Below are 12,225 nucleotides of genomic sequence, written 5' to 3'. Positions count from 1 at the left end.
TTTGCCTATTCCCCTCCGTTCCCATCATATTTATATACTTTCGTTGCACGATAATATAAGTAAATTAACAGAACAGAGAATAGAACAACAATCATAGATAACGCAGATCCAAACGGCCAGTCACGCGCACCTAAGAATTGGTTTTGAATTACGTTTCCGATTAATGCTACTTTCGATCCACCCATCACGTCTGATACAACAAACATTCCGATAGAAGAAACGAATACTAAAATAGAACCAGTAGCAATTCCTGACATCGTCATTGGTACTGTTACATTCCAAAATGCTTTTACTGGTGTTGCACCTAAATCATAAGCTGCTTCTAGCTTACGCTTATCCAGCTGCTCAATTGCTGCATACACTGGTAAAATCATAAATGGTAATAAAGAATATACCATTCCAAGTATTACAGAAGGCGTATTATATAGTAAATTTAACGGTTCACTAATAATACCTAATTTTAATAACAGTGTGTTCACAAGACCTTGTGAACGTAAAATAACAATCCACGCATATGAACGAACAAGGAAGTTAATCCAAAACGGTATCGTTGCCAATAATAAAAGAATAGAACGATATTTACGATCAACAATTGTAATTGTATACGCAAATGGATAACCAATTAATAAACAAAGTACTGTTGTAATAACAGCAATCTTTACTGTTTCCCATAATGTTCCCATATACAATGGGTCAAACACACGTACTATATTATCTAACGTAAATTGCATTTCCACTGTTCCGTATGCTCCGCGCTGCATGAAGGCAAAACCCAATACGAATACAAGTGGAACTAGGAAGAAGATTAACAGCCACGCGACTGTAGGTAGTGCGAGTAATTTCCCTTTTTTCAATTTAAGGTCACCTCGTCCTCTTGCTCCCATCCTACATATACATTATCTCCAATGCTCCACTGTGCTGCTTCTTCAGCTGTTTGATACGCCATCAATAATTCTGCTGTTTTCTCATCACGTACATAAAGCTTTTCCATATTTCCAACAAACTCAATGTCTTCAATATGTCCAAGATGGTAATCTTCTAAAATTGGTTCTTCAACCGAACGTACCTTTACATTTTCAGGGCGAATTGCTACGTAGTCTTCCCCGTTTTTCACAATATTATTTTCACCGATAAATGTCGCAACGAACAACGTTTTCGGCTTATTATAAATTTCTTTCGGTGTTCCGATTTGCTCAATATGTCCTTTATTCATAACGACAATACGGTCACTCATGCTCATCGCTTCTTCTTGATCATGCGTTACGTATATGAACGTAATCCCTAAATTGCGTTGTAAGTTTTTCAATTCACGTTGCAAATCTTTTCTTAGCTTAAAGTCAAGCGCTCCAAGTGGCTCATCCAATAGTAATACACGTGGGTTATTTACAATCGCTCTCGCAATTGCTACACGCTGCTGCTGCCCACCAGACAGCTTCATAGGTTTACGATTACGGAACTCTAGTAACTGCGTTAAACGCATTGCCTCTTCAGCACGTTCTTTCTGTTCTGCCGCTGGTACTTTTTGCATTTTCATACCGAAACAAATATTTTTCTCCACATTCATATGCGGGAATAGTGCATAATGTTGGAACACTAAGTTCATATGACGCTTATATGGCGGCAAATCGTTAATCTTTTCATCATCTAATAAAAGATTCCCTTTAGTTGGAGTTTCAAATCCTGCGATCATACGAAGTAGCGTCGTTTTCCCGCAACCACTCGGCCCTAAAATTGTTAAAAACTCTCCTTCTTTAATATCTAAAGAAAGCGGTGGGATAATCACTTGATTTCCAAAATGTTTTTCTACTGCTTCAACTTTAATAATTTTTTTCATTTTCCCGTCCTATCTACCTTAAATTTTAATTTTTATATTCATGAATAAATATTTATGTTTTATAGACTATTTTTTGTTTCGATCCAAACAAAATGGTTATTTAGCAAGCGTTCACTTCTATTCTTTATGTAGTATGTTTGATTCATTTTTTCATGATACATAATGTCGAACAGAAAAACCCCTTCCATTGCGAAGGGGCTATTATCATACGGCTACGCCTACTGATAAACACCATCATCATTTTAACAACTTTCGTATGAATTTTAAAGCACTTTTTGTAGAAGAGTAACGAATTTTCATATCGAATGCCGTAGATTGGGCTAAAATGCTTTTATAATGTGAAAAAGTCCGAAAACTTTCTTCCCCATGATAACTACCTAATCCACTACTTCCAACGCCCCCAAAAGGTAAATATGGCGTTGCAAGATGATAGACAACATCATTAATGCACCCTCCGCCATATGAAATATTACTCGTCACTTTCTTTTGCACTTCTTTATTTTCAGAAAATACATATAGCGCTAACGGCTTCGGATGTTGCTGAATTGTGCCAATAACATCTTCTATTTTGTCATACTCTATAATCGGTAAAATCGGACCAAAAATTTCATCTTCCATAACAGCATCTTGCCACGTGATATCTGTTACTATTGTCGGCTCAATATGTAATGTATCTTTCTTATAGTTCCCGCCAATTACGACTTGACCATCTTGTAAGAATCGACATAATCGTTCAAAATGACGCTCGCTCACAATTTTTACGTAATTGTCATTGTTCAGTGGCTCTTTTCCATACTGCTCCGTAATTTCATGTCTTAACGCCTCAATTAACTGTTCTTTCACGGAAGAATGAACGTACATATAATCCGGTGCTACACATGTCTGCCCTGCATTTAAAAACTTACCCCAAACAATCCGCCTTGCTGTTACATCTATTTTTGCATCTTTATGTACAATACATGGGCTTTTTCCGCCAAGTTCTAACGTAAGCGGCGTTAACTCTTTGGCTGCTGCTTCCATCACAACTTTTCCAACACCAACACTACCTGTAAAGAAAATATAATCAAACCTTTCCTTTAACAATGCCGTACTCTCTTCTATCCCGCCTTCTATTACCGCTACAAGCTCTTCTTGGAATAATTCCTCTAACATTCTCGTAAGCACTTTTGAAACGTTAGGCGTTAACTCTGACGGCTTTAAAACAACTGTATTCCCAGCTGCCAGCGCTCCTACTAGAGGTGCAATTGCTAACTGAAACGGATAGTTCCATGGCGCAATAATAAGCGTCACGCCATACGGTTCTGGTACTACCTTCCCCTTCGATCCGAAATGAGTTAATGCTGTTCGAACTCGCTTCGGTTTACTCCACGATGACATATGTTTCAATTGAAAAGAAATTTCTTTTAATGCATATCCCACTTCCGTTGTAAACGACTCATGAACTGACTTATTTAAATCTAATTTCAATGCTTGAAATATCTCTTCTTCAAAACGCTGAATTCCATCATAAAGCTTTTTTAAATTATTTTTTCTTGTTTCTATACTTCTCGTATATCCATTATAAAAATATTGCTTTTGTTTATTTACAATAGAAGAAATGCTCATCTATTCACCTTCTCCCACTATTTTTATCCAATTCTTTCATTATTTATATAGAACTTTTTTACTCGTAAAATTACATTATATATAATTTTTTCTTTTATATAAAATTCATTGCTCACAAAAAACTACCGAAAGAAAATCTCTCGGTAGTTTTACGGTATTAACGGTATAAACGAACAGCACCTGCAGAATTATCATCAGCTTGTCCTACTACTTCAAACTTAAGACCAAGCTTCGGTAAAATACGTCCTGCATCTGGAATCTGTTGATTAATATACGTTTTCGAATCATCAAACTTCGGTACACCAGCTAAGCCATTGTACGTATACGTTCCACGCGTTGGAGATACAACTTGCCAAGCTGGCGTTTTGTCGAATGAGAACGCCGCATCAGCGATTTGGAATCGTGTACTACTGTCAATTGTCGGCTTACCATTTAAAGTTCCTACAATTGCTTCTGGATGAGAATCAACTACACCAAGGAAACCGTGTCCTGGATGTAAACCAACCCAGTTATCTGAGTAAGCTGAGTCTGCATACCATACAACCATACCTGAGTTATATTCTGGACCGCGAGCAAATTTCAATGCGCTATCTGATCCAGTATGGTTTCTCCACTCTACATAGTAGTTATGTTTTTTCTTCTCTGTTCCGCTAGAAACAACGAAACCATCTAATTTAAATTGTGATGTACCTTCTGCATCATCTGAGAATGCAACTTTACCATCTACTGTTAATGATGCATTATCAAGTAGGAAACCATTTAATGCTAAACCACCATCTGTAATGTACTCAAATGTTAATTTTACTTTCTTACCTTTGAATTGACTTAAATCATATGATTTATCAATCCATTTTCCATTTGTCGAATCTGCATTTCCGCTATTTGCTTTCTCGCCAAGTCTTTCAAGTAACGTTTGTTGTCCATCTTCTGTTACAGCGTGTACTTCAAGGAAATCATACTCAGCTTCAATCTCATATAATGATTTGAAATCGAATTTCGCATTCGTTGCATTTGTTAAATCAAACAGTGGTGTTTCCATTTTCGTGTGAAGATTGTCACCTTTTGTGCTGTAGTAATACTGTTTACCAAATGCTGGCTCAATTGTTTTTACATCTTTATCTGGTAAGTTAACACGAATCATACCTGGTCGGTTAGATTTCGTAACACTTTGGTCTAAATATGTTGCTAGACCAATACCTTTATTTAATTTCTCGTAATCTACTTCTACGATATTTGCCCAGTTACCACCGATTGTTTTTTGGAAAAACTCTTTATTTTGTGGTGAGAAACTTGTTGGCGTTGTTCCAGCGATTTTACCAGCCCAGCTACCGCCACTCATAACAGACCAAGCTTGAATTGGCTCACCATGACCCGTATAGTCTGTATCATACTCATCTGGAAGACCTAAATCATGACCATATTCATGCGCAAATACACCAACCGCACCATCTTCTGGTTCAATTGTGTAGTCGAATGCTGCCATCTTTCCGCCCCAATATGGAACTTTCGCTTGCGTACCTTCAATTGCGAACGGCTTTGGTCCAACTGTCCAGCGATGTGACCAAATTGCATCATCACCTAATTTACCACCGCCAGCTTCTTGTCCAACACCCGCATGAATAATCATTAAGTGATCGATTAAACCATCCGGTTGATTTTGATTTCCATCACCATTTACATCGTATTGATCGAACTGATCAAACTGTGATAAATCAAGACCGCTATCTACAGCTGCTTTTAATGCATCTTTTACTAGATCACGTGGTCCTTTTGGTCCTTTATTATCATGACCTGTAGCAGCATCTGCACCGTAATCAGCAGCTTTACCAGGAACTGTTAACCATTTTGTAACTGTTCCGTCCACTGTGTAACTACCACCGGATTGCTCTTCGTAATATTGTTTAAACGTTTCGATTTTGCTTCCATCCTCTAATGCGAATGGCTCATCACCGAATAACATTTTTTCATAGTGTTCTTTGTTAAAGTCTTCCGAATACATATAACCAGGTTCTTTATCAATGTTGTTATGTTTAAAGTCAGCGTACTCTACAAGTAAAACAAGTACCTTATCTTTACGAACATCGCCGTTATATGCTTTTTGTTTTGCTGGAGAAGTTGGTACTTTACCATTTAATCCGCCTTTAACTGGGCCTGTCGCTGCAGGTGTCCCTGTTGCTGGCTGATTTAGTTTTTCTTTCGTGTCTGCTTTCGCATCTTTCACTTTCTTTAAAAAGTCTGATGCTTCTTTCGTAAGTTGATCCCCATTCGTTGCTTCTTTCCCAGGATTTTCACCCTTTTTGTTCTCTACATACTTTTCGACAGCTTTCTTTGTTTCTTTCTCTGAAGCTGACGAATCAATTACCCCACGCTTTTTCAGTGCATCTGCTAAACGCTCTTCTGGAATTAAATGGTCATCAACTGGGCTCGTAGCTGCTTTATTCCCAGGCGTTTCAGCGTACACAGACTGAGTGCCCGCGCTAAATGAAAGACCTAATACAGCTGTCAAAGCAATTGATGATAATACTTTGAATGGTTTCTTGTTCATCCCTTATTTCCTCCCCTAATAAATAATATGTATTACAATTTGAATTTTATTAAAAATTCAATATTTTTTCAATATTTAGTTATATTATGTAATTTTTTTAATATATTTGTAAAAATTTCATAGTTAGTATACGGATATATCACAATTCAACAATGTTTTCTGAAAATATTGAAAGTTTTTATCGAACAATTTATAATTATTTCCATCGAGGGAGTTTAATGGGGATTTTATCTTTGTTTTACCTACACAATATTTGATAATTCGATACATAAAATAAAAAATTCGGTTTTATTATCATTTATTCTGTAGCAGCAGTTATGACCGATAATTAGGGAGGAATTACAATTGTACAAAGATAAGACGGACACACTGGATCAAGAATGGATTGATTTAATACTTGAAGCTCTAGATGCTGGTATCGCCCTACAAGATATCGAACACTTTTTCCAACGTATGAAGCCATCAAGTCAAGCTCAATAGCCTTGTTCTTTTTAACGAAGTTTATGTTATAATAATGACATCATAAGACGACGACATATTGATAGAAAGGTGCGCAAACATGATTGGAGAACGTATAAAACGCCTTCGTTTACAAAAAGGTATTTCATTAACTGAACTTGCCGAAAAAGCTGGTGTTGCTAAATCTTACATTAGTTCTATAGAACGAAATTTACAAAAAAACCCTTCCATTCAGTTTCTTGAAAAAATCGCAGCAGTTCTACAAATTCCAGTTGATACTTTACTTCATGACGAAACAGAAAAAGAAGCTCGCCTAGACTCCGAATGGACACAGCTCGTTAAAGACGCAATGAACTCTGGTGTCTCTAAAGAACAGTTTCGTGAATTTCTTGAATTTACACAATGGAAGAAAAATCAAAAATAATATATAAAAAGGAGTGCTTAAAAACTGGCACTTCTTTTTCTTTATAAAAAAAAGCGGGGGATACCCGCTTTTTTTTATTTTTCTTCCCCAGCTTCTTGGTTAGCATTGAATGTCCACTCTAAATTCAATGTATCACCTTGGAATTTATTTTGGTCTTGACCATTATCTTCGAATACAAATTGTACCCATAGATAATCCTCTGTACCAGCTTCTAATCCACCTTTTTCTCCCCACTCAGGAGCAAAGATGTCTTTAGCTAAAAGATCTGGATCCGCATTTTGTAAGTCTGCTAAAGTTGTTTCATATACAGGCTCACTTTGTTTATCCCAGTTCCAAATAAATTTTACTTTAATGTGCTTGCCAAAGTCTTCCCCAGCATTATCATTTTTTGCATCTTTCACAGTATACTTTGTTGCTAATTTAACGTCTTTAATTGTTAACGAACCATCGTTCTTTAGTAAGAACTCTTTCTTAACAGAATCCCCTGGTTTTAAATCTTTAATATCCACAAGCGTTTTAGGGTTTAATGTAAGATCTAACGTCCCAGCTGCAAATGTATTATTTGATACTTCTTTATCGCTAAAGAATGCAAACGTTCCTCCACCAATTAAAGATAACCCCAATGCTGCTGATGCAACTCCCATACCTAATTTCTTTTTCAGACTCACAATCAATTCCCCCTAGCTGTTTTTTGTATTTTTACATTGCTATCTCTTATATAAATTAAGAGATGTAAATAAAACTATATTAGCGATGCTAATATTTGTTCTTTTTCAAAAACCTTAAGTTCATTATAACGAACAAACTTATGTAAATACAACAACATTTTTTAGTATTTTCAATTATTTTTATTTCTCAATATTGTTTTGATTTTTCAGAAAATAATATATGCTACTTTATACTAATTTATAACTTTTTTCACACGCAAATACATTTCATATTATAAGAAAAAAGAAAGACAAAGAGGTGAGGGCTAACGTTCCCTCACACTCCTATAAAACATTAATCGTTTTGCTTATTCGCTCGTTATCTCTTGCACCACATTCTTGTTTTCCAGCTGTTTCACTAAAGCAGTTACCCCACTTTTATCTGTCTCTATTTTTTCTGTTCCTCTGCTTTCTTCTGCTCTTCTAGCTTTTTCTGTTCTTCTACTTTCTTTTGTTCTTCTGCTTTCTTCTGTTCTTCTACCTTCTTTTGTTCTTCTGCTTTCTTCTGTTCTTCTACTTTCTTTTGTTCTTCTACTTTCTTTTGTTCTTCTGCTTTCTTCTGTTCTTCTACTTTCTTTTGTTCTTCTGCTTTCTTCTGTTCTTCTACTTTCTTCTGTTCTTCTACTTTCTTTTGTCCTTCCGCTTCAAGTGCAACGTTTAATTGTTGCTGTAGAGCCTGAATTTGCTCATCAATAGCTTTCAAACTAACTTCTTTCTCAATATAATCTCGCTTCTCTTTTATAATCTGAAAGCCTTCACTCACATATAAGGCTACTTTTTGAATCGACTCATCTTTAGTTACTTTTAATTCTTCCTGTATTTGGTTGTAAGGAGCTTCTATTTCAGTATATACATTTTGCAAGGCTTCCTTCTCAGAAACAATTTTCTCACGACCTTGTTGCCATACAGAAATTTCCTGTTTTATTTCTTCAATAGAAGTTACTTTCAGTTTCCCCTTCATTGTTCCATACTCATGCTCAATAAACTTTTTATGTTGCTCAGCCTGTTCTTTTAATGTAGTAACTGTTTTCGGAAATATAATTGCTGTAGAAATACTCGCTTCTACTTTCGTTTCATGAATGAATGCCGCTTCTGTATGCGTCATAACTTGAGATCCTAAATAAAACGTAATAGAGCACATACACGGCAATATAAGCATCTTTTTTAAATTACGTGGTCTTTTCAGCATCTTAATCTCTCCCATCGAACATTACGTTCTTTATACAGAACATTATCTTTATTATAATAAAGAACTATATAAAATGATAGCTATATACTAGAAAAATAGAAAAAGGGCTATCCATATGATAGCCCTTTTTTATTATTATCTTTCTTCACCTGCTGTTTGTTGTGCATCAAACGTCCAATTTAATTGTAACTTATCGCCTTGGAATTGATTTTGATCTTTTCCATTATCAACGAACTCAAATTTCACTTTGAATTTATCAGATTTACCTGCAGAAATACCTTTTTCATCCCAGAACCAAGCAGCTAAATCATTATCTACGGCTGTAAGTGTGTCACCCTTCAATTTATCTAATGTAGTTTGTTTCACAATTGTCTCATGCTTATCTACATTTTTTAAGAATGTTACTTTAATATGTTTACCAAAATCATCTTTATTATCTTTCTTTACATCTTCTACATTATAATCTGTTTTCAGTAGAACCTTTTTAATATTTAAAGAGCCTTTATTTTCTAGTTTAAATTCTTTTTCAATTGTATCACCAGGTTTTAAATTCGATACATTAACAACTGTTGATGGATTTAATGCTAAATCAAGTGTACCAGCCGCAAATGTATTGTTTGACACTTCTTTATCACTGAAAAACGCAAATGTTCCTCCACCAACTAATGCTGCTCCTAGTACTGCTGATGTGATACCCATTCCTAACTTTTTCTTTAAAGTCATGTCCATATCCCCTTAATATATATATATTTGTTAACTTCCTAAACGGAAAGTATAACCAAACGAACTAGACGGATTGTTCTACTTTTTTATCTTTCTTTTCTCCGTCAATGCTACGAATAGCGCCAAAAATAGAAATCGCGGAATAACCAAGTAAAAAGACGCCTGGAATAATAAGAAGTAATGCTGCTCCCGCTTTTGAATTCGCATAATTCAGTAAATAACCAACGTAAGGAACTGTAATATCTGCATATTTCCCAACTACATTTTCTGCAAGTACTGGTTCTAAATCTGGTCCGTTGTTGTTATCCCCTTTTGTTTCATACATTACTTTTCCATTTGTATCTTTCACACCGATAATACGGTGAGTGATAATTTTTTGATCTTTCTCTTTAAAGGTAATAACATCACCTTTTTCATATTTAGAACCATCTTTCTTTGGCTCTATTGCAATGATTGATCCTGTTAAAAACGTCGGTTCCATCGATCCTGAAAGAACACTCTTAAACTGATATCCCATCACTGTCGGATCCCCACCGCTCGCTTTTGAAGAAATGACTACAAAAGCTAAGAAAACCATCAATGCAAATAAAACAAATGAGATCGCGTTGCTAATTATCTTCCAAATTAATTTCATCGTCTCTCTCCCTCTCCGTTGTTTTATATTATTTGAAGTATGCAATGCCTCTTTCGTTCTTTAACAAGAACACAAGTAAATGATATAACGAACTTCGAGTTATTGCAATAAGAAAATTTACAATTATTAGTTAAACTTCTTTTCCGTATATAAAAAAGACTGTGACAAAATCTCTTCACAGTCCTCATGCTTTTTTTACTTTTCTTCTGATTTTATTCCTTGTCTATTATGGCGCACAACAGCATATAAAATGACTCCAACTAATACAATCGCACCTATCCCAATACTTATCACTTTCACATTTGACTCTTTTATTTCAGGCTCAATTGTATCTTTTTTAGGCATCGCAAAAGTAACATCTTCTTTTGAAAGAACATTTATCGTCGCAATTGTTTGATTATTTTTCGTAATATCAACTGCACCAACTACCTCACCACGATGGATTCCCTTATGATACAAAGAGTCTTTATCTAATGAAGCGGCCCGAAAAATAGTTTTCACATTTTTCCCTTCATCTTTCTTAAGCACAAGCTCTGCACTTTTTTCAAGTTCGCTATCAATATCTTTATTTAAATACGTTGTCTTTTGATGCCAACTATGTTTATCTAGCACCGTTTGTTTCGTAAATTGCCCAAAAGAATATTCCGCCATCTGCTTTAAATCCTCATAGATTTCAGGTCTTTGAGAAGCCATTACTACATTTATAATACGATTTCCATCTTTCTCATTTAATAAAACGAGCGTATTACGTGCCTCATTCGTAAACCCCGTCTTACCGCCGATACTATATGGGTTCTCAAAATAAATAGATTTATTAAAAATAGAAACCGTCTGCCTAGATGTAGTAACTGTCGTTCTTTTCGTATTCATCGCTTGCAAAATTTCAGGATACTTTTGCACACCTCTCGTAATCACAGCGATATCATACGGCGTCGTATAATGGTTCGGATCATGCAGTCCATTTGGTGTTACAAAGTGACTATCTGTAGCACCTAACTGTTTTGCCTTTTCATTCATCATATTAGCAAAATTCTCAACACTTCCACCAATATGCTCTGCAATCGCATACGACACATCATTCGCACTTAACACCATTAAAATCATAAGCGCGGTATTTCTATTCACCGTCTCACCGGGTTGAAACTCAATTTGATAATTGCTCTTCTCTTGATCTAATGCTAATTGCGAAAATGTAAACTGATCCTCTGGCTTCGTATGCTCCATTAACAAAATCGCTGTTAACACTTTCGTCACACTAGCTGGATACGCACGATGATGTGCATTTTTGTCATACAACAAATCACCTGTTTTCGCATCAATCGTAGCTGCAAACTGACTAAAAACATTTGGCCCTTCCTTAGGTGGTGGTGCCACTTGCTCCGGATTCACTCCAATATTCGTCTCAGCACGCAACGTCATAGGTGTCAATAAAAACAAACTAATAACTGTAATAAAAGCCAAAATCTTCTTAAAATTTACCATATGACTCTCCCTTTTCACTTTACTCCTACAAATAAAAAATGAATCTACCAATCTATATGTAATTTGTATTAAATTGGAAGAAAAATCACTATTTTTTACTATATCATATTTTTACGATAAAGGACATAATTATACAATAAAAATAAGAAGGAATTACTCTTTCTTATCCTTCTCATCAATCAACGAATCTATTAACTTCTGACTTGCTTCCTCAGGCGTAATCTCATCCGTCATCCCCATAAATGACCAACCTTTAGAATCGACCCACTCAACAAGCTCTTGCAAAAACTCATCATGCGTAACATCCACATCAAGAATCGAGCCATTAATCGAAATCGTTCTATTTCTAGAAACGCGCATCTTGAACGTTTTTCTTACCATTACAATAATTCTCCCTCTACTCTTGAATATTTATAAAGTGAAACTTTAATCCGTGGGGGTTTTCTTCATCCCCCACGGATTATTAGCCTTCACCAATCGGGCTTTTACGGGCAGTTGATCTCCCACCTAACTTCTTTGCTTTCGCTGAATTTTGAGCGGGGATCTTACTGCCCGTTAATGCGGGGTAAAATAATCTTGTATCTCTGTTATACATGATTTTAAGTAAATTGTAAAAAGGATAT

The 12,225-nt window shown here is 35.6% G+C and carries 12 protein-coding genes; 2 read left to right on the top strand and 10 right to left on the bottom strand.

The window, feature by feature from the left end; all coding sequences use genetic code 11:
* Nucleotides 1-5: 5 nt before the first annotated feature.
* The 4 genes from potB to inhA1 all read right to left on the bottom strand — a co-directional run bounded on the left by potB (nucleotide 6) and on the right by inhA1 (nucleotide 5,984).
* Nucleotides 6-854, bottom strand: coding sequence for a spermidine/putrescine ABC transporter permease PotB (gene potB / locus ACS2MN_RS07770; protein ID WP_000715502.1), 849 nt, complete (start codon nucleotides 852-854; stop codon nucleotides 6-8).
* The gene (gene potA / locus ACS2MN_RS07765) at nucleotides 851-1,834 is read right to left on the bottom strand and encodes a spermidine/putrescine ABC transporter ATP-binding protein PotA (protein WP_000720326.1); all 984 of its coding nucleotides are present in this window, start codon (nucleotides 1,832-1,834) and stop codon (nucleotides 851-853) included. Before potA ends, potB begins: the two co-directional genes overlap by 4 nt.
* A 237-nt stretch (nucleotides 1,835-2,071) precedes the next feature.
* Nucleotides 2,072-3,439 carry an aldehyde dehydrogenase gene (locus ACS2MN_RS07760; RefSeq protein WP_087949144.1) on the bottom strand — a complete coding sequence of 456 codons (1,368 nt, stop codon included), beginning with the start codon at nucleotides 3,437-3,439 and terminating at the stop codon, nucleotides 2,072-2,074.
* Between the two features lie 157 nt (nucleotides 3,440-3,596).
* Nucleotides 3,597-5,984 (bottom strand): M6 family metalloprotease immune inhibitor InhA1, encoded by a 2,388-nt coding sequence (gene inhA1 / locus ACS2MN_RS07755; RefSeq protein WP_088055448.1) that lies wholly within the window; start codon nucleotides 5,982-5,984, stop codon nucleotides 3,597-3,599.
* Between the two features lie 345 nt (nucleotides 5,985-6,329).
* Between inhA1 and ACS2MN_RS07750 the strand changes: the two genes are divergently transcribed.
* Complete coding sequence (locus ACS2MN_RS07750; RefSeq protein ID WP_000276222.1) at nucleotides 6,330-6,464, top strand: anti-repressor SinI family protein; 135 nt, start codon at nucleotides 6,330-6,332, stop codon at nucleotides 6,462-6,464.
* A gap of 79 nt (nucleotides 6,465-6,543) precedes the next feature.
* A complete protein-coding gene (locus tag ACS2MN_RS07745; RefSeq protein ID WP_000578873.1) occupies nucleotides 6,544-6,867 on the top strand; it encodes a helix-turn-helix domain-containing protein in 324 nt (107 codons plus the stop codon).
* 74 nt (nucleotides 6,868-6,941) lie between these two features.
* Here the strand turns inward: ACS2MN_RS07745 and calY are convergent, their stop codons facing one another.
* From calY to ACS2MN_RS07715, 6 genes are all read right to left on the bottom strand, one after another.
* The gene (calY, locus tag ACS2MN_RS07740; RefSeq protein ID WP_000053720.1) at nucleotides 6,942-7,535 is read right to left on the bottom strand and encodes a biofilm matrix protein CalY; all 594 of its coding nucleotides are present in this window, start codon (nucleotides 7,533-7,535) and stop codon (nucleotides 6,942-6,944) included.
* Between the two features lie 427 nt (nucleotides 7,536-7,962).
* Nucleotides 7,963-8,778, bottom strand: coding sequence for a DUF4047 domain-containing protein (locus ACS2MN_RS07735; RefSeq protein WP_390191367.1), 816 nt, complete (start codon nucleotides 8,776-8,778; stop codon nucleotides 7,963-7,965).
* A gap of 120 nt (nucleotides 8,779-8,898) precedes the next feature.
* Nucleotides 8,899-9,486, bottom strand: a complete 588-nt coding sequence (locus ACS2MN_RS07730) for a CalY family protein (RefSeq protein ID WP_000172853.1) — start codon at nucleotides 9,484-9,486, stop codon at nucleotides 8,899-8,901.
* A 64-nt stretch (nucleotides 9,487-9,550) separates the two neighbouring features.
* Complete coding sequence (gene sipW / locus ACS2MN_RS07725) at nucleotides 9,551-10,120, bottom strand: signal peptidase I SipW (protein WP_000767788.1); 570 nt, start codon at nucleotides 10,118-10,120, stop codon at nucleotides 9,551-9,553.
* 195 nt (nucleotides 10,121-10,315) lie between these two features.
* A complete protein-coding gene (locus ACS2MN_RS07720; protein WP_088055450.1) occupies nucleotides 10,316-11,602 on the bottom strand; it encodes a D-alanyl-D-alanine carboxypeptidase family protein in 1,287 nt (428 codons plus the stop codon).
* A gap of 153 nt (nucleotides 11,603-11,755) precedes the next feature.
* Nucleotides 11,756-11,983: a hypothetical protein gene (locus ACS2MN_RS07715; RefSeq protein ID WP_000251867.1), complete on the bottom strand. Its 228-nt coding sequence runs from the start codon at nucleotides 11,981-11,983 to the stop codon at nucleotides 11,756-11,758.
* Nucleotides 11,984-12,225: the final 242 nt, after the last annotated feature.

The sequence above is a fragment of the Bacillus cereus group sp. BceL062 genome, assembly GCF_051780025.1.
GTDB lineage: Bacteria > Bacillota > Bacilli > Bacillales > Bacillaceae_G > Bacillus_A > Bacillus_A toyonensis.
This window is presented reverse-complemented; position numbering and strand designations above follow the sequence as displayed.